Below are 19,067 nucleotides of genomic sequence, written 5' to 3'. Positions count from 1 at the left end.
CGCAAAGGTTTTTAAGATTAATAAAAGAAAGCAAAGGAGCGAATATCAGAATCTGACATTCGCTCCTTTGCTTTCTTTATTTTCTTAAATATCTTCTTTGCGCTCTTTGCTGCTTTGCGCCTTTGCGTGACTATTTAACCAGTCTCAGCGAAAACGGATACCTATAGGAAACGCCTTCATTCGCCTTCACCGCAGCGATAATACTAAAGATCAGGTTCACCACCCATAACAGGCCATGCAGCCCGCCCCAACTCCAGCTCCAGCCATTGGAGAAAAAGAAACCACCGGTCATCCAGCTGCCTAATGACCAAAGGCCATTGAAAATACCCGCCAGTATAGAGATCAGCACGCTGACCAGACTGATGGTAATCTGAAAATTAATGGCTTCTTTGCCCTGATCATCCACAAAACGGGATTCATTGCGTTTGATCAGCCATAATACCAGCACGAGGATTACATTGCCGGCCGGCCTGAAAATAGCAGAGCCCACGATACCACCAAGGTGAATAAAAGTGCCCCAGTTACGTTCGTCTCTTAACGTCATAAAAAACAGGATTAATAAGGGTGAGAAGATAGGAGGTTTTATTGTAATATCAAAGCAGGGGAAAAGAAAAAGAAAAAAACTACAAACCTGTAAGCCGGATTCTGTCCCCTGGCAAGCCAGGGTTGCTATCATTTATCTGCGGTGACGCTCGCGCGCCCCCTGTATCTGCCTACCCTCGGACATCGGACGAGCAGCCCTCAAACGTCCGTATACATGGCATTTCAGCACACAAGGTTTACCCGCACAAACAGTTACCTGCCTGCACCGTGGGCTCTTACCCCACATTTTCACCCTTACCCCGCCGAAGCAGGGCGGTAATTTTCTGTGGCACTCTCTGTCTCCGGCAAGCCGGAGCCCACCCGTTAGGTGGTGTGTTGCTCTACGCTGTCCGGACTTTCCTTCCCTTCAGACAAGCCAAAGGAACGATAGCACGGTTTGTAGTTGGAGCGCAAAGGTACCGCATTTGGGCATTCAGGTGCAAAATATTTTAAACTTAAAACCCTTTAGCGCCAAAATATTTAGGCGCTAAAGAGCTTCGCGTATGCAGCTATGATGTACGCAGTTATTTAAAAGTGATTTCAGTGGCGCCATAACCATACTTAGCATGGTATTGGTTCACAAAGTTTGCTACCTCCGGCGTCTGACGGAGGATCTGGTGAATTTCATCTTTCAGCTTGCCTTTGCCCACGCCATGGATCACTATCAGATTATGCTGATGATGACTGATCGCTAAATCGAGGTAACGCTGAAAAGCATTGAGCTGCACCGCCAGTATCGCGATGTTGCTCATCCCCTTCCAGTTTTTCTCCAGGGCTTCAATATGCAGGTCTACCTCATGTTTAGGCTCCAGGGTCGTTTCGGGCTGCAGCTGTATTTTGCTCAGCAGACTGGCGAAGTTGCCTGAACCAATAGTAGCTGTTGGTTTGGCCTTTTTGGCGTTTGGCTGTTCTGCCGGCGCTGGCGGCTCTGGTTCTTTATCCGGGAATTTGTCAAACAGTGTGTAAGTCAGGGTAGCTTCTGCTTTGGTACGCAGCTCTTCCAACTGGGTGAACATCTGTTTGGGTTTGATCTTCCAGGTCTTCTTCACAGAAGTGGCCAGCTTAGGCTGTGGCTCTTTCAGGAAAAAGGTAAACTCAAACCGCGGATTATCATTCAGGGATTCAAATATCAGATCTGCCAGATAAAAATGATTATACGGCTGTATTTCATTCTTTATCTCCAGGTCCATCTGATTGTTGAGCCATATCTGAAAATAAAAGCGCATGGCATGCGGCGTATCGTTAAACAGGTGAAACTTCATCAGCTTCACGGTTTCATCGTATCCATCAAATTGATATACCGGCAATACAGACAGGAACATGCCTTTGTCTGTCTTAAACACTTCGTATTTTTTTCTGTCTACTTTGATCTCATCCCCGGGAATCTGGCGGGGCTTTTCTTTTACCAGTTTCTGCTGGGTAAAACGATGGAAATAGGGGAAGTCTATCTGATCAAGGTATACCGGGAAAGTAGTGCCTTTCACTTCTATCATCACCATATTGTCATTGACAATGTCTACTACTGTGCCTTCTTCTTTTGAGCTCAACAGTAATATCTTGTCTCCAGTTTGATATTTCATATTTGCATTCTTCTGGGCACAAAAATAGAATTTTGACGGGGAAAAAGTGACGAAGAGACAGGAAGATTTGATTTTGGTGGGGGCCGTACCTCTCCTGCGCCATTAAAATGGTGGTACTCACAGGTACGCCTATATTAAACAGCCGGCTCAGAAATCGATGTAGGTATGCTTACGCTTCCTTTCCGGATGCCTCCGCATAAACTCGTCCACGGAGATGCGTCCACTGCCGGTTATCGCAAAAACGATCAGCAGTATGAGCACCAGCACAGAGAGACCCAACACCGGATACACCTGGAACAATCCCGTCCGTGAATGCACGAAGAACAGTGCTCCCAGCAATATCGGGATGTTCAGCACGGCGCAGAACCGGGTTTCCAGGCCCATCGCTATGAACAGTCCGCCTACGATATGCACAAAAACAATGTAGTGTGCAATGAAGAAGGCGAAAGTAACCAACGCCGGGCTTTGATTGATCATAGTGTCCAGTGCATCCCTGTTCATCACAAACAGGACACCTACCCACATCAGGAAAAGGCCCAGCGCCATACGTACAACGCTCAACCATACCGGGTGATGTGCATCACCCCATCGTGCAACTCTTTGTAGCGTGTTCATAAAATGACATTTAAAGAACTGGCTATTAAGTTACGAAAAATAACCCGGATTTAGGCCTGACGGAGCTTACTGTGGCGGTAGCTGTAAAGGAAGTAAATGCTGAGGCCAATGACTAACCAGATGCTGAATACGATCCAGTTTTTCAGCGCGATCTCGGTCATCAGGTAAAAACAGCTGAGCAGTCCCAATACCGGGATGAGCGACAGCTTACGTACCGCGGAGAACCAGGTGATCAACACCGTCACAATGGCAAAGAAAAAGAAGGGAATATTGTGTTTCCATACCTCCCAGCCGCCTTCAAAAGACAATCTGCGGCCGATCTCTCCCCGGAAAAGCACCAGCAGTCCCACTACCAGCACAGGCACAATGATCTGGCCGCTGATGTAAGGCAACCGGAACCGTTTCTCTGCGGTTTTCTCCTGTGGAGGCAGCATCAACACACCGCCGCATACCAGGATGAAGGCGAACAGCGTTCCGATACTGGTGAGGTCTGTTACGATCGTCAGATTAAGAAAGAGCGCCGGCACGCCCACAATGATACCGGTGATAATGGTGGCGAAGGACGGCGTTTTAAACCGGGGATGGATTTTAGCGAATTTTTTGGGCAACAGGCCATCACGGCTCATGCTCATCCAGATACGGGGCTGACCGATCTGGAACACCAGGAGTACGCTGGTGGTGGCCACCACGGCACTCACAGAGATGATATAGCTGATACCCGGCAGGTTCACTTCGTTGAACACAAACGCCAGCGGGTCGTCTACTTTCAGTTTGAAATAAGGCACCATGCCTGTCAGTACAAAAGAGATCAGTACATACAACACGGTACAGATAATGAGGGAGTAAATCATGCCACGTGGCAGATCGCGTTGCGGGTTTGAACATTCCTCCGCGGTGGTGCTCACGGCATCAAAGCCGATATAGGCAAAAAACACGGCCGATACGCCTTTCAAAACGCCAGAGAAACCGTTAGGCATAAAGGGGCTCCAGTTGCCCGGATTCACATAAAAAAAGCCCAGGGCGATCACAAACAGGATCACCAGGATCTTCAGTCCCACCATAAAATTGGCGCTGCGCTTACTTTCCCGGATACCTACATAAGCCAGGTAAGTGATCAGAATGACGATCAGGAAAGCCGGCAGGTTGACGATAAAAGGGATCCCGAAAATATGTGGTGCAGCTTCTATGGTCGCTTGTGAAGCACTGTCATAGTTGCTCGAGAGCCAGTCTGGCAACGCTATGCCGAGTCCGCGTAAAAGGTTATTGCAATAGCCGCTCCAGGAGATGGCCACCGCGATATTACCAATGGCATACTCCAGAATCAGCGCCCAGCCAATTACCCAGGCTGCCAGTTCACCGAAAGTCACATATGAATAAGTATATGCGCTGCCGGACACCGGTACGCGGGAGGCAAATTCTGCATAGCAGAGGGCGGAGAATCCGCAGGTGATAGCGGTGATCACAAACAGCAGGGACACGCCCGGGCCGCCATGAAAAGAAGCTTCCCCAATAGTGGAGAAAATACCGGCGCCAATTACCGCTGCAATCCCCATCGCCGTCAGGTCTTTCACCTTCAGTACTTTGTGCATGCCTACTCCTGTTTCAAGGCTGTCAGTCATTCCTTCATTGGCATCTTTGATAATCGTGGTCAGGGACTTCTTTCTAAACAGCGAGTTAGACATTGGCGACGGAATTACGTTTTAGTGTTGTCTTTTAATAAAAAAATCTTGCCCAGGACCGGTGGCCGGGAAAATGAATATATGAAAAATAATCATTTAACAATCTAATTATTTATTCATTTTTCCCCCTCCGGTCCTGAGAAAGACGCGAATATAATGCGATTTTGAATATAAAAATTACTGCTGGCGGTTTAACAGGAAGTCTGCCAGTTCCATCAGTGGTTTTTTACGGGCCGACAGCACAGCGATATCTTCGAGGTGAGCGAAGGCCTGTTGTTGAAAACGTTCTTTTTCTTTTTCTGCCCAGACATCCACTTTGCAGCTGCGGAAAAGGTCCAGTACCCTGGCTACTTTATCATCCGGGTTGGTTTCCATCAGCTTTTTCAGCTCTGCCTTCTGTGCGGGGTTGCACAGTTCCAACGCTTTCAGCAGCAGGAACGTCTTTTTATTGACGAGGATGTCCCCACCCTGCTGTTTGCCGAATTTTTCGGGATCTCCGAAAGCATCGAGGAAGTCGTCCTGTATCTGGAAGGCGATACCCACATTTTTACCGAAAGCGTACATATGTTCCTGATTGCCTTCACTGCCGCCGCCGATGATAGCACCCAGCTGAAGGCTGGCTGCCAGCAGCACAGAGGTTTTCAGGCCAATCATCCGCACATAGTCATCATACTGTACCTGTTCCGGGTCCATTGTTTCAAAGTCCATGTCTATCTGCTGGCCTTCACATACTTCTTTGGCCGCTTTATTGAACACGGTGATGATTTTCTGTTTATATCTGGACTGTACCTTGTTAAGCATCTCATACACGTTGATCAGCATCACGTCGCCGGCCAGGATGGCTGCGGGCTCGCCATAGATCATATGTACCGTCTGATGTCCCCGGCGGATGGGCGCTTTGTCCATGATATCGTCATGAATCAGCGTGAAGTTATGGAACAGTTCCACTGCGTTGCCTACCTGAAAGGCATCCTGATGCAGGTCGTCAAACAGTTCGTTGCCCATCAGGCAGAGCACCGGGCGGATACGTTTTCCGCCGATCTGCAGAATATGAGAGGCTGCATTGTATAAACGTTTAGGTTCTTCCGGAAAATGCCATTGATCAAACTGCTGGCTGAACTGCGCTATTAACTCTTTAAATGAATGCATTTCAAATAGACGGTGATTTTATTTAGTTATTTCTTTATTTAGTTATTTTTTGGGTTTCTTTTTAGCAGCAGCAGCTTTTTTCGGCGTCGCCTTTTTAGGAGCTGCTTTGGCCGCAGCCTTTTTAGCCGGCGCTTTGGCAACGGTTGCTTTCTTAGCCGGCGCCTTTGCTACGGCAGCTTTTTTTGCTGGTGCTTTCGTCGCGGCCTTTTTAGCCGGAGCTTTCACGACCGCTTTCTTTGCAGGAGCAACGGTCGCTTTTTTAGCAGCGGCTTTCTTCGCCGGCACAGCGGCTTTTTTAGCGGCAGCCTTGGTGGTAGCTACTTTACCGGCAGCTGCTTTAGCAGTGGTCGTTTTAGCAGCAGCTTTTTTGGCGACCGGCGCTTTGGCCACGGCGGCCTTTTTAGCAGCGGCTTTGGCGGTTGTTGTTTTGGCAGCAGGTGTTGCTTTCACGGCCGCTTTTTTGGTGGCTTTCTTAGCGGCAGCTTTTGATACAGCGGCTTTGACTACTTTCTTCTTTTCTACCGGCACCACTTCGGCAGCAGGCTTTTTAGCAGCAGCTTTGGTGACAACAGGTTGGTCGGCGGTTGTTTTCTTTTCTGCTTTTTTAGCGGCTGGTGCAGCTGGTGTTGCTACGATCGGCCGTGCGGGCGCTTCTGCCGCTTTTTTACCGGTGTTTGTTTTTATTTTTTCGGGAGACGCAGGAGCCGCTTCCGGTACAACATTCACTGGTACCGGCGCTGGTGTGGCATCCGCCTGGGCCGCTTTTTCGGTTGCCTGTTTTTTCGCTGCCTTCTTTTTCTTCGCAGGTACTTCCGGTGTTACCGGCGGAACGACTGCTGCCGGTGGCGGCGTGGCAATATCCACCACATGTGTTTCAGCGATCACCTGGTCAACAACCGGTGCCGGCGGTATTTCCAGAGAAACGGCAGGAGCAGCAGGAGCTTTCGGTGCGAAAGGTTGTTTTTCCCTTGGCTGCCATGGCTGTTGCTGACCGCGTTTTTGTTTTTTCTTTTTGTTGTCACGGCGGCCTTCCCGGCGTTCATCACGCTGACCGGGCCTGAACTCACGACCGGCAACTGCCAGTTCGCTGTCCAGCTCATAATCCAGCTGACGTTTGGCGAGATTGGCAGCCACCACCCGGATGGTCACTTTCTCACCGATGCGGAAACGGCGGCCACTGGCCTGTCCTACCAACGCATACTCTGCCTCGTTGAAAGCAAATTCTTCTTTGCGGTTGAGGTTATGGATACTTACCAGCCCTTCACATTTGGTATCTACTGTTTCTACCCAGAAGCCAAAATGTGCTACGCCACTGATCACGCCTTCGAAAGTATGACCAATAAACTGCTGCATGTATTCCACCTGCTTGTATTTATTGGCTGCTCTTTCCGCTTCCATGGCTTTGCGCTCCATTTCGGAATCGTGCTTACATTTCGTTTCCATCTGTTTGTCCGGATGGATATTATTGGCCAGACATTCGGCCACCACCCGATGTACCAGTACATCGGGGTAACGACGGATGGGAGATGTAAAGTGACAGTAGTCATCAAAGCCGAGGCCGTAGTGACCAACATTATTGACCGTATAAATAGCCTTGGCCATCGTACGGATACCCAGCGTTTCCAGTACGTGCTGTTCAGGTTTACCCTGCACCAGCTGCAACATCCTGTTAAACGAACGGGCAATGTTTTCAGGTGAACTCACGTCGAACTTATAGCCAAATTTACCGGCGAAAGCGGCGAACACCTTGAGTTTGTCAGGGTCCGGCGTATCGTGCACCCGGTAAGGGAAAGGCACCGATTGTTTGTTGACCTTGATTTTAGATACGTAAGTGGCCACAGTCCTGTTGGCCAGCAACATGAACTCTTCGATCAACTGATGCGCTTCTTTGCTTTCTTTCACTACAATGCCGATCGGCTTGCCTTTTTCATCCAGTTTGAAGCGCACCTCCTGAGAGGAGAAGTTAATAGCACCGTGTGCAAAGCGTTCCTGACGCAGCGTTTGGGCTATTTTATTGAGCAGCAGGATTTCCTTGTTATAAGGGCCTTCTTTGGTTTCAATCACTTCCTGTGCATCCTCATAAGTGAAGCGGTGGTCAGAATGGATGATGGTCCGTCCTATCCAGTGATGCTTCACTTCCCCTTGCTCGTTCATCTGGAAGATGGCGGAGAAAGTGAGTTTATCTTCATGCGGGCGCAGGGAGCACAGTTCATTGGAAATTTTTTCCGGCAGCATGGGCAGTACGCGGTCGGGCAGATACACAGAGGTAGCGCGCCTGTCGGCTTCTTTGTCCAGTTCCGTGCCGGGCACCACATAGTGGCTCACATCGGCGATATGCACACCGATCTCATAGAGGCCGTTTTTCAGCGGCCGGATGGAGATGGCGTCGTCAAAATCTTTGGCATCGATGGGGTCTATCGTGAAAGTGAGGATGTTTCTGCAATCCTTGCGTTTCCGTACTTCCGTCTCCGTTATCTCCTCTTTGAGTTCGGCCAGTTCCTGCATCACTTCCGTGGGGAAGTTGAGCGGGAATCCGGCTTCGATGAGGATTTCCTTCATGGCGAGGTCGTTGGTATCGCTGGCATCGAGGATTTCGATGACTTCTCCCACCGGTTTGCGGGTTTTCTCGCCCCAGGCCACCACTTTCACCACGGCTTTGTCGCCGGACTTCCCGTTATTAAGGGAATTGGCGGGGATATAGATGTCCGGCATGAACATGCCCTTTTCTGTGATCAGGAAGCCGAAGCTTTTGCTCACCTGGAGGGTGCCGGTAAATTCAGTCTTACTACGTTTAAGGATATCAGTTATGATGCCTTCCTGGCGACCATCGCCTCTGGCATGTTTGATCACATCTACCAGCACTTCATCTTTATCGAGGGCGGTATGCAGGTTTTTCTGCTTTACCATGATGTCTCTGGCGAGTCCCGGTACAATCACGAAGGCCATTCCTGACCTGGTCAATTCCACGATACCTCTGAAGGTTTTCTTCTGGCCGGGGTGTTTCTTATCTTTCTTTTTCTTACTCATGTTTGGTTGTAGTCTTATTGACCGAAGGCCGGCAACTGCCGGGCCACATAGTCAAAAATAAAGTTATTAAATGATTCCGCTTCCCCGAAGAGGAACGAAATTTCCACTGGCATAACAGCAATTTGCAGGTTTTGTTCTGCCAGTTCTTTTTGCAGGAGATGTAATCTTACTGCATCTTTTTCTGTGGTGATGACCATTTTTTGTGTTCCAGGCAGGTCATCTTTTTCCTTTTTAATTTTTGCAATATCTTTTTCTGAATAGTAGTAGTGATCGGGAAACGCCAGCAGGTATACCTGCTGAAACTGTTGCTGCAGCTTTTCCAGCAAAGGTTCCGGACGGGCGATACCGCAAGCGAGCAACACAGCTGCCGAAGCAGGAACATTCACAGGCTGCCGCGTTGTCATATCAAATAATGCGCCGTACTGCAAGGTAGTAAAAAACAACCGCTGACCGGGTAACGGATTAATTTCTTTTTCCAGCGCCGCTTTTTCCGCCAGGCTCATATCCGGCGGACATTTGGACACAATAATACAATTGGCGCGTTTATAACCGTTTCTTCCTTCCCGCAGGCGGCCGAAGGGCACCACATGGTCGCGGGTAAACAGCCGGCTGTATTCGGTAATCATGATGTTCATGCCGGGCTTAACAGACCGGTGCTGGAAAGCATCGTCCAGCAGGACCACCTGCGTATCCGGCTCATCGCCCAGCAGCTGCGGGATAGCCAGCATCCTTTCCTCCCCTACGCATACTTTGATATCCGGGTATTTGGCATGGAACTGCATCGGCTCATCACCGATTTCAGCAGCCGTACTGTGTTCGTCGGCCAGCAGGTAGCCGCTGGTGCGGCGGTTGTAGCCCCGGCTGAGGGTGGCCGTTCTGAACTGATCTTTGAGCAGGCGGATCAGGTATTCCACATGTGGCGTCTTTCCTGTACCGCCTACTGACAGGTTGCCACAGGCAATTACCGGGAGATCAAATTCCACGGCGGTCAGCAGGCCTTTATCATAGAAGCGGTTACGGACCCACATCACGAGGCCATAGAGCAGGGAGAAGGGATATAACAGTATTTTCAGGTAGCTCAGTAGTTTCAGCACTGCTAAGGTTGTTTAAAATGATAAATAAGGTCGGGCGTCACCACCGTCTGTAGCGGCACGTCCCAGGGATCGGCATCACTGATCCCCTCGATAGGGCCAAACAGCGAAAGGCCTACCGTACGCACGTCCGGGCGGCACAATTTCAGGAAACGGTCGTACATGCCTTTGCCATACCCTACCCGCTGGCCCTGCTGATCGAAAGCCAGCAGCGGCACCATGACCAGGTCGATCGTTTCCGGCTGTACCAGTTCCCCGTTGTCCGGCTCCGGGATGCCGAAACGGTTTTTCACCAGTACCGTGTTGGTGTGCCACGCATAGTGGAGCATATCGCCGGTTTTCATGTCGGCCTTTGACAGCACCAGTTGTATGTCCGGGTACTGTAGCCGCAGCCATTGGGCCAACGGCCAGGTATCGACCTCTTTTTTTTCCGAGATGGGAAGGAAAAGATGCAGATAACGCACTCCCTGATAATCCAGCTGGCGGGCATTGGCCAGCAGCCGTTCGTTCAGGTCTGCCGCCATGGCGTCTGGGAGGTTCAGGCGCTGTTCCAGGAAGTGTTTTCGTATATCCTTTTTGGTGATCATGCCAGTAACGCCTTTAGGGGAGCTGACAAAAGTTGTGCCTGTTGCTGCACAAATGCCATATTGACTTCCACGGCCTGCGGGATACGCCCGATACGGGGATATCCGCTGAGCCGCACCACATCATCTTCGTTGGTATGGTAATCGCCGCCGAAAATCCAGCCTATAACGGGAACGCCTGCATGTTGCAGCACCCGTGCGGTGAGCAGGCTGTGATTGATGCTGCCCAGATAGTTCTGTGCGGCGATGATAACGCCTGCACCCAGATCGCGGACCAGGTCCAGCGTCAGGACGTCGTCGGTCAGCGGCACCAGCAGTCCGCCCGCACCTTCTATCACCAAAGGCCGGTGAGCCGGTTGCAGCTGGTCGGCCTGCCTTACAATTTCAGCGGTATGAATGGTCACCTGTTCCATACGGGCGGCCAGGTGAGGCGAGGCCGGTTCTTTGAGTACATAAGCTTCCGGATGGCAAACCGTGATGCCTTCCGGCACCAGGGCCCTGACAGTCTGCGTATCAGTCCCTTCTTCAGACCCTGATTGTACAGGTTTCCAGTAATCGGCCTCCAGGGCGGCGGTCACACAGGCGGATACGATGGTTTTCCCCACACCGGTACCAATACCGGTTACAAATATTCGATTCATCTACGGCAAATATAACGGAGGAATTATGAATTACGAATTACGAATTACGAATGGAGGCTGTTTTCAGGGTGAATGACCAGAGAGAACATCAGATTTTAACATTTTTTAAATCTTGGATGTTTTCCATCAATTTGCAGTTATTATTAAAAAAAATTCATCTACCTAAATCATTATCAGAAAAACAAAAAGAAATCAGGGGATTCTGCCGATCGCCGGCTAACCCCGGTTACAGCAAATTAACAGCAGCAACCTGTTTGTTTGGGCTTAATTCGTAATTTACAACTGTACACAACCTCATTCATTTTATGAAATACGCAGCAAACATTCTCGAAACGATAGGACATACCCCGCTGGTAAAACTGAACCGCGTAACCGCTTCCCTCCCCTGTCCCGTGTTCGCCAAAGTGGAATTTTTCAATCCAGGCAACTCCATTAAAGACCGTATGGCCATTAAGATGGTAGAAGTGGCGGAGCAGAAAGGCCTGCTCAAACCCGGCGGCACCATCATCGAAGGCACGTCCGGCAATACCGGTATGGGACTTGCCCTCGCAGCCGTGATCAAAGGCTACAAATGTATCTTCACCACCACCGATAAGCAGTCGAAGGAGAAAGTAGATATCCTCAAAGCCGTAGGGGCAGAAGTGATCGTATGCCCGACGAACGTAGAACCGGAAGATCCCCGCTCCTACTACTCTGTATCCAAAAGACTGGCTACCGAAATACCCAACTCTTTTTATGTGAATCAATATGATAACCTCGCCAACCGCGATGCCCACTACGAGCAAACCGGCCCGGAAATATGGGACCAGACAGACGGCAAGGTTACCCACCTCATTGTGGCCACCGGCACAGGCGGTACCATTACCGGCACGGGCAAATTCCTGAAAGAAAAAAATCCAAACATCAAAGTGTGGGCTATCGACAGCTATGGCTCCCTGCTTAAAAAATATTTCGAGACCGGTGAAATTGATATGAGTGAAGTATATCCTTATATCACGGAAGGCATCGGCGAAGACTTTGTGCCGCAGAACTACGACATGGGCGTGATCGACGCCTTCACCAAAGTGACCGATAAAGACGGCGCTGTGATGGCCCGCCGCATCACCAAAGAAGAAGGCATTTTTGTGGGCTACTCCGCCGGATCCGCCGTAGCAGGACTGATGCAGCTCAAAGACACCCTGACGCCGGACGATGTGGTGGTAGTAATTTTCCACGACCATGGCAGCCGTTATGTAGGTAAAGTCTACAACGACCAGTGGATGATGGAACGCGGCTTCCTCGATGTAAAAACCGTGAAAGACATTGTGGGCGCCCGCCGGAACATGCCGCTGGTCACCATCCATGCGGATGAGAAAGTAAGCGAAGCCATTGCCAAAATGCGCAAATTCGACATCGAACATATCCCCGTCACCAAAGGCAACGACATCATCGGCGCTGTTTCAGAAAGTGGCCTGTTCAACAAACTGATTGATAATCCACATCTGAAAGACGCCTCTGTACAGGAAGTCATGCACGCCCCTTTCCCCATGGTGAATCAGGACACACCGATAGAAAAGCTGTCCGTTTACATCAATCGTGAAAACGGCGCCGTCATGACCAAAGACGAAAGCGGCGATCATCATATTGTAACCAAATACGACATCATTCAGGCCCTGGGCCGTTAGTATTATGTTCCGGGATCAACTGAACCGTACCATTCATCTGCCGGAGGCACCTAAGCGAATTATCTCGCTGGTGCCTTCGCAGACAGAACTTTTATATACCCTTGGGCTGGAGGAGGAAGTGGTGGGCATCACCAAATTCTGCGTACATCCGGAAACGTGGTTCCGCAGCAAAACGCGCGTAGGCGGCACGAAGAACGTGCGCATGGAAGTGATCCGGGAGCTATCCCCCGATCTGATCATCGCCAACAAAGAGGAGAATACTGCCGAAGACGTGAAAGCACTGATGGAGCACTATCCCGTGTGGGTGAGCAATATCCGGACACTGGAAGATGCCTGTGAGATGATCACCGGCATCGGCGCCATTACCCGAAAAACGGAAGCCGCCATACAGCTGGCCGCCACGGTGCGGCAACGTTTCGCAGCATTACAACCAGTCGCTCATCCGGTCCCCGCCGCCTACTTTATCTGGCGCGATCCGTGGATGGCCGCCGGCGGAGACACTTTCATTCACCAGATGTTGCAACATTGCGGCCTGCAAAATGTGTTTGCAGCCATCCCCCGTTATCCGGCCATCGAAGAAGCACAGCTGGCAGCCAGCGGTTGCAGGCTGGTGCTGCTATCTTCCGAGCCTTATCCGTTCAAAGAAAAACATATCCATGAAATACAGGCGATCCTTCCCGAAGCCCATGTGATGCTGGTAGACGGCGAAATGTTTTCGTGGTATGGCAGCCGGCTACTGGAAGCGCCGGCGTATTTTCAAACGCTGTTTTCCCAGGGCTGAAGCCCTGGGCTGGTTATGATTCAGGTCCTTGTGGTGTTTGGTTGCTGTCGAATATTGAGATGGTTTCGATGCACGAACACGCCGGTCAGCATATTCATGAAGAGCCGCCAGGAGCGGCTTTTTTTTTGTTTCTGATGGTTGCTGAGCAACCTTTCCGTTTTCTTCTCCGTAACAAGAGTATCTCCATTTTATTCACAAAACACTTTTTATGGAAAGAAGGGATTTTGTATCCAACATCGGAATGACGCTGGCACTGGCCTGCGTTGGCGGATTGGCAGCCTGCAGCAAAGGCGGGGACAGTGCCTCACCGCAGCCAACGCCCGGCGGCGCAAACGCAAAACTGTCGCTTAATCTGGGCACAGACCTTCCTAACCCCGGTGACTTTAAAATCTCCAATGGGGTTATCATCATCCGTACCGGCACCGGCAAGACAGCAGCAGATTTCACGGCTTTGTCCAGCACCTGTACCCATCAGGGATGTACCGTTGCCACGTTCAACAACACCTCAAAGCTGATAGAATGTAACGCGCCCTGCGGCCATGGCAGCAGGTATACGACCAGTGGCGCCGTTAATACCGGTCCGGCTACAGCACCGTTGACAGCATATACTATTACTGTTAACGGCAACTCCCTCATCGTTAGTTGAATTACAAATTACCAATGACGAATGACGAATGATGAATGATGAATGTAGGGCTCTTTATTGGAAAGGTTAATAAGTAACCGTGGTACCAGGAGCTCCTCCATTCGTCATTCGTCATTGATTTAGTGTTTTGTCAGGAAGTCCAGCACCCATCCGGCGAAGTAAGGAGAGCGTACCACGCTGTTATGATCGCCGGCGACGGTGCCATGCATACCGCGGGGCATCATGGCAGCGAGCGAACCGCCGCTGTCATTGTCTTCATCTTTATCCCCTCCGATCACCAGTACCGGTTGTTGGACCTTTGCCAATTCGGTTGGCGTGGTGGCTGGCTGGCCCCATTGCATCAGCGCCAGTGCCCGCTGATCTAACCCTCTCGCCTGTACGTTTTTGACCATAGCTGCCAGTTCCGGTACATCTTTACCGGAGAGCGCATCATAGAATTTTAGTCGGCGCGGCCATGCCGGGTCGGTGAACCCTGTGCCGATGCCACCGAGCACCGCGCAGGTCACTTTCGGGTCCAGTACCAGCAACCGTGCGGTGATGATAGCGCCCCGGGAATACCCCACTACTTTATAGGCCGGCAGCTGCAGATGCCGGGCGAGGCCAATGACATCGCGGGCTTCGGCGTCCTGCATATAGGCGAGGCTGTCGTGCGGATGGTCGGAAGCCCCGTTGCCACGCAGGTCTGGCGTGATCACGCGGAATCCGTGTCGCAGCAGCGAGTCGTACAAAGGTGTGGCAGGCCATGAATCGCCACTGCCCATAAAGCCGTGCACCAGTATGACCGGTTCGCCGCTCCCTTTCACGGTGTAATGGATACGGGTGCCGTCGAACGATGTGAAGTAATTGATGGAATCGTTTGCATTCCGATCAAACGAGCCGGCGAACAGTGTTTTAAAGGATAGCAGCAGTAATGCGGCGGAGAAGATTTTACGCATAACAGTAAGGAATAAGGGGTTAAAATACATTTTTCTGCCTGTATTTTTCAGCGGAGATAAAAATACATTTCGCTATAAATCTTATTTTTTACTGTGTATATTTGCTTTCCTAAAAAAACAAATACATTTTAAAGTATGGGAAAATACAGAGCTGGCGTATTATTCGGCGAAGAGCTGGATGCGCTGTATAACGATGCCAAAGACAACGGATTTGCTATGCCTGCCGTGAACGTAGTGGGAACCAACTCGGTTAATGCGGTACTGGAAACAGCTGCCAAAGTAAATTCACCGGTCATTATACAGTTTTCCAATGGTGGCGCCCAGTTTTACGCTGGTAAAGGTATGCCGAACGACAAGCTGCAGGCAAACATCGCTGGTGGTATCTCCGGTGCAAAACACGTACACGAAGTAGCGAAATATTATGGTGTTCCGGTTGTGCTCCATACTGACCATGCTGCCAAAAAATGGCTGCCATGGATCGACGGCCTGCTGGACGCTGGTGAAACATTCTTCAAACAGACTGGTCAACCGCTGTACAGCTCTCACATGCTGGACCTGTCCGAAGAGCCTATTCAGGAAAACATCGAGATCTCTCATAAATACTTTGAGCGCATGAACAAGCTGGGTATGTCCATCGAAATCGAACTGGGCGTAACCGGCGGCGAGGAAGACGGCGTGGACAACTCCGGCGTGGACAACTCCAAGCTCTACACGCAGCCGGAAGATGTGGCTTATGCTTACGAAGTACTGTCTAAAGTAGGCAGCCGCTTCACCGTAGCTGCTGCATTCGGTAACGTACACGGCGTATACAGCCCGGGTAACGTGGAACTGCGCCCTGTTATCCTGCAGAACAGCCAGGAATACATCCAGCAGAAATTCGGTACCAAAGCTAAACCGGTATACTATGTATTCCACGGCGGTAGCGGTTCTCCCAAACACCAGATCGCTGAAGCACTGGGCTACGGCGTTATCAAAATGAACATTGACACCGATATGCAATGGGCATTCTGGGAAGGCGTACACGACTACTACGAAGCGAAGAAAGAATACCTGCAGGGCCAGCTGGGAAACCCCGAAGGCGCTGACAAACCTAACAAAAAATACTACGATCCACGTGTATGGCTGCGCAAAGGTGAAGATACCTTTGTAAAACGTCTGGAAGAGGCGTTCCGCGACCTGAACTGCATCAACAGAAACTAATACCGGTTCTCCGAAAGGAACGCCTCAAAGGCGCCTGCCGGACTGATATTTCAGTATAACCGCCCGAAGCGGAAACAAAGCGAACTTATATTAAAATAATCGCTTTTGTTTCCGCTTCATTATTAATAGTTAAAATAGAACTATTTCTCTCATTTCCAGAGGGAGATTCGGAACAACTGTTTGGTTTTATGCATTAATTCGTATCTTGCACCACTATTTTCTAATCTAATAGTAAAATATGTCAAGCTGGTTTAAGCGAATTAAACAAGGCATCTCCACCTCCACCAGTGAGAAGAAGGAAGCACCGGATGGTTTGTGGCACAAGTGTCCTAACTGTAAAAAAACCACCACTGTTAAGGATCTGAAGGAGCACTATTATGTGTGTGATAAATGTAACTATCACAACCGTATCAACTCCAAAGAGTATTTTGAGATTATTTTCGACGACAATCAGTTCGAGGAACTGTTTTCCAATATTTACCCGACCGATTTCCTGGGCTTTAAAGACCTGAAACCATATTCCGACAGGCTGAAAGAAGCACAAAAGAAATCCGGCCTGAAAGATGCCATGACAGTTGGCGCCGGTAAGGTAAACGGATTGGACCTGGTAGTAGCCTGTATGGACTTCAACTTCATCGGTGGCTCCATGGGTTCCGTGGTAGGTGAAAAAATCGCCCGTTCCATTGACTACTGCATCGTGCACAAAATGCCGTTGATGATCATCTCCAAATCCGGCGGTGCGCGTATGATGGAAAGTGCTTTCTCGCTTATGCAGATGGCCAAAACATCCGCCAAACTGACCCAGCTTGCCGATGCCAGACTGCCTTTTGTATCTATGATGACAGATCCCACCACCGGTGGTGTAACCGCCTCCTTCGCCATGCTGGGAGACGTGAACATCGCTGAACCAGGTGCACTGATCGGCTTTGCCGGTCCAAGGATCATCAAAGAGACCATCAAAAAAGACCTCCCTGCTGGTTTCCAAAGCGCTGAGTTCCTGCTGGAACACGGCTTCCTGGATTTCATCATGGACCGGAAAGAATTAAAAACAAGACTGGCCAACCTGCTCAGTCTCTTCAAAAACTAATATCATTTTGAAATTTGGTTATTTAATCATTTTGATATTGGAGCCTAGCAGAATGTCTGTTGCCAGACAACACAATATCCAAATGATTAAATAACCAAATTCCAAAATAGCATAGCCCCATGGCCGAATTAAGAAACAGATCAGCATATTTTGAGTACGCAATAGAAGAAAAATTTATTGCGGGAATGGTATTGACAGGAACAGAGATTAAGTCTATCCGTGCCAGCAGGGTCAGTTTTAATGATTCCTTTTGTTATTTTTCAAAAGGAGAATTGTTTGTTAAAAGCCTGCATATCGCCGAATACTCTCACGGCACCAGCGCCAATCACGATCCCCTGCGCGAAAGAAAATTGCTGTTGACTAAACGGGAATTAAAAAAAATCGAGAACAAGATCAAAGAACGGGGTTATACCATCGTTCCGCTCCGCATATTCATCACGGATAAAAGTCTTGCTAAAATGGAAATTGGTGTGGGCAAGGGTAAAAAACTGTACGACAAACGCGAGTCTATCAAACAACGCGAGTCTGACAGGGAATTACGCCGCCAGATCAAATAACCGCCACCGCAAGCAACGTCACTGCTTAAATCCTGTCCCTTGAATACGATTAGTTTACCTATCCGTTTTGCCGGCATACGGGGAATGCTATGCCTGTTGGCCTGCCTGCTGTTATGGAGTTGCCGCTCCGGCGAAAAGCTTTACAACAAAGGCAAATACGATGATGCTGTAGCTGCTTTTGTCAAGAAACTCCAACGCAGGCCACAAGACGCTACGGCACTGCAACTGCTCCCCGAAGCTTATCGTCAGGCTCAACGGCTGCATGATGACCGCGTCAACGGTTTTCTTCGCTCCAACAATCAGCTTAAATGGGAACCGATACGCAATGAATACCGTGCCATGCAACGGCTATACGACCTCATTCACAGCGCCCCTGCCGCCCTGCAGGTAGTCACCCCTAAAGATTATCGGGACGCCATTACCGGCGCCCAGGAAAACGCTGCCGAAAGCCGCTACGATCGGGGCATCGCCCTCATGCAACGAGGCGATAAGGCCAGCGCCCGGAAAGCATATGAGGAGTTTGGCACCGCACTCAAACTGATCAGCAACTACCGCGACGCCAAAGAGCGCATGGAAGAAGCTTTTCAGGCCGGCGTTATACACGTGGTGGTGAGTGAAATAGATGTACGCTCCCCCTTCTTCCAGTTCAGCGCCGACCAGTTCCGCGACTACCTCGTGCGTACGCTGCAACAACGCAACATCAACCGCTTCGTGGCCTTCTATGACGAACGTTTTGCCCGTAGCGAAAACCTGCAGCCCGATCAGTACATCGCCCTGCGCTTTCAGGACTTCGTGGTAGGCCAGACCTTCGTAGACCGCCTCCAGCGCGATGTCTCCAAAGAGATCGTGACCGGCACCTCTAAGGATACCTCCGGCAAAATCATCAATATATACACGACCGTTAAAGCCACCCTCTTCATCACCAAAAAAACAGTGGTGTCCAAAGGGCTGCTCGACTATCAGATCACGGATACGAATAACGGCCGGGTACTGCGTACCGACCGCATCCCCGGCAGCTACACCTGGCTCAACCAGTTTGGCACCTATCGCGGCGATTATCGTGCCCTGAGCGAAGAAGACCAAAAGATGATCGGTGGCCAGGACGTACCGCCGCCTCCGCCGCAGGATTTATTCATCGAATTCACCCGACCCATATATGACCAGCTGGAAAGGGATTTGAGAAGCTATTATTCTTACATTGATTGATGAATCACATCTCACTTAAGATAAAAAGATCGCCCTCTGATAA

General features: G+C 50.0%; 17 protein-coding genes and 1 other RNA gene. 7 read left to right on the top strand and 11 right to left on the bottom strand.

Annotation, left to right across the window (positions count from 1 at the left end; genetic code table 11):
* Positions 1-130: 130 nt before the first annotated feature.
* From ICL55_RS33635 to bioD, 10 genes are all read right to left on the bottom strand, one after another.
* Positions 131-544 carry a DUF4870 domain-containing protein gene (locus ICL55_RS33635; protein WP_188106162.1) on the bottom strand — a complete coding sequence of 138 codons (414 nt, stop codon included), beginning with the start codon at positions 542-544 and terminating at the stop codon, positions 131-133.
* 74 nt (positions 545-618) lie between these two features.
* An RNA gene (gene rnpB, locus ICL55_RS33630) (RNase P RNA component class A) lies at positions 619-986 on the bottom strand.
* A 120-nt stretch (positions 987-1,106) separates the two neighbouring features.
* Positions 1,107-2,162, bottom strand: a complete 1,056-nt coding sequence (locus tag ICL55_RS33625) for a Smr/MutS family protein (RefSeq protein ID WP_188106160.1) — start codon at positions 2,160-2,162, stop codon at positions 1,107-1,109.
* A 147-nt stretch (positions 2,163-2,309) separates the two neighbouring features.
* Positions 2,310-2,777 (bottom strand): DoxX family protein, encoded by a 468-nt coding sequence (locus ICL55_RS33620; RefSeq protein ID WP_188106158.1) that lies wholly within the window; start codon positions 2,775-2,777, stop codon positions 2,310-2,312.
* Positions 2,778-2,827: 50 nt separating this feature from the next.
* Positions 2,828-4,459, bottom strand: a complete 1,632-nt coding sequence (locus tag ICL55_RS33615) for an amino acid permease (RefSeq protein ID WP_188106156.1) — start codon at positions 4,457-4,459, stop codon at positions 2,828-2,830.
* Positions 4,460-4,633: 174 nt separating this feature from the next.
* Positions 4,634-5,605: a polyprenyl synthetase family protein gene (locus tag ICL55_RS33610; protein WP_188106154.1), complete on the bottom strand. Its 972-nt coding sequence runs from the start codon at positions 5,603-5,605 to the stop codon at positions 4,634-4,636.
* Positions 5,606-5,647: 42 nt separating this feature from the next.
* Positions 5,648-8,632, bottom strand: a complete 2,985-nt coding sequence (gene rnr, locus ICL55_RS35135) for a ribonuclease R (protein ID WP_223151683.1) — start codon at positions 8,630-8,632, stop codon at positions 5,648-5,650.
* Positions 8,633-8,646: 14 nt separating this feature from the next.
* The gene (gene lpxK / locus ICL55_RS33600; protein ID WP_343067911.1) at positions 8,647-9,726 is read right to left on the bottom strand and encodes a tetraacyldisaccharide 4'-kinase; all 1,080 of its coding nucleotides are present in this window, start codon (positions 9,724-9,726) and stop codon (positions 8,647-8,649) included.
* Between the two features lie 2 nt (positions 9,727-9,728).
* A complete protein-coding gene (locus ICL55_RS33595; RefSeq protein WP_188106152.1) occupies positions 9,729-10,310 on the bottom strand; it encodes a 5-formyltetrahydrofolate cyclo-ligase in 582 nt (193 codons plus the stop codon).
* The gene (gene bioD, locus ICL55_RS33590; protein WP_188106150.1) at positions 10,307-10,948 is read right to left on the bottom strand and encodes a dethiobiotin synthase; all 642 of its coding nucleotides are present in this window, start codon (positions 10,946-10,948) and stop codon (positions 10,307-10,309) included. The genes ICL55_RS33595 and bioD overlap by 4 nt, the downstream gene beginning before the upstream one ends.
* Positions 10,949-11,253: 305 nt before the next feature.
* Between bioD and ICL55_RS33585 the strand changes: the two genes are divergently transcribed.
* The 3 genes from ICL55_RS33585 (at position 11,254) to ICL55_RS33575 (ending at position 14,039) form a co-directional block, all read left to right on the top strand.
* A complete protein-coding gene (locus ICL55_RS33585) occupies positions 11,254-12,612 on the top strand; it encodes a pyridoxal-phosphate dependent enzyme (RefSeq protein ID WP_188106148.1) in 1,359 nt (452 codons plus the stop codon).
* Between the two features lie 4 nt (positions 12,613-12,616).
* Entirely contained in the window at positions 12,617-13,393 is a 777-nt protein-coding gene (locus ICL55_RS33580) for a helical backbone metal receptor (RefSeq protein ID WP_188106146.1), read from the top strand.
* 208 nt (positions 13,394-13,601) lie between these two features.
* On the top strand, positions 13,602-14,039 hold the full coding sequence (locus ICL55_RS33575) for a QcrA and Rieske domain-containing protein (protein ID WP_188106143.1): 438 nt from the start codon (positions 13,602-13,604) through the stop codon (positions 14,037-14,039).
* A 119-nt stretch (positions 14,040-14,158) separates the two neighbouring features.
* Here the strand turns inward: ICL55_RS33575 and ICL55_RS33570 are convergent, their stop codons facing one another.
* Complete coding sequence (locus ICL55_RS33570) at positions 14,159-14,974, bottom strand: alpha/beta fold hydrolase (RefSeq protein WP_188106142.1); 816 nt, start codon at positions 14,972-14,974, stop codon at positions 14,159-14,161.
* Between the two features lie 135 nt (positions 14,975-15,109).
* Between ICL55_RS33570 and fbaA the strand changes: the two genes are divergently transcribed.
* From fbaA to ICL55_RS33550, 4 genes are all read left to right on the top strand, one after another.
* The gene (gene fbaA / locus ICL55_RS33565) at positions 15,110-16,174 is read left to right on the top strand and encodes a class II fructose-bisphosphate aldolase (RefSeq protein WP_188106140.1); all 1,065 of its coding nucleotides are present in this window, start codon (positions 15,110-15,112) and stop codon (positions 16,172-16,174) included.
* Between the two features lie 238 nt (positions 16,175-16,412).
* Positions 16,413-17,261 carry an acetyl-CoA carboxylase, carboxyltransferase subunit beta gene (gene accD / locus ICL55_RS33560; protein WP_188106138.1) on the top strand — a complete coding sequence of 283 codons (849 nt, stop codon included), beginning with the start codon at positions 16,413-16,415 and terminating at the stop codon, positions 17,259-17,261.
* A gap of 119 nt (positions 17,262-17,380) precedes the next feature.
* Positions 17,381-17,818: an SsrA-binding protein SmpB gene (smpB, locus tag ICL55_RS33555; protein WP_168875012.1), complete on the top strand. Its 438-nt coding sequence runs from the start codon at positions 17,381-17,383 to the stop codon at positions 17,816-17,818.
* 39 nt (positions 17,819-17,857) lie between these two features.
* Positions 17,858-19,024 carry a tetratricopeptide repeat protein gene (locus ICL55_RS33550; protein WP_188106136.1) on the top strand — a complete coding sequence of 389 codons (1,167 nt, stop codon included), beginning with the start codon at positions 17,858-17,860 and terminating at the stop codon, positions 19,022-19,024.
* The last annotated feature ends 43 nt before the right edge of the window (positions 19,025-19,067 follow it).

The sequence above is a fragment of the Chitinophaga varians genome, from assembly GCF_014529945.1.
Lineage (GTDB): Bacteria > Bacteroidota > Bacteroidia > Chitinophagales > Chitinophagaceae > Chitinophaga > Chitinophaga varians.
The sequence above is the reverse complement of the archived record's forward strand: the minus strand, read 5'-3'. Positions and strand labels throughout refer to the sequence as shown.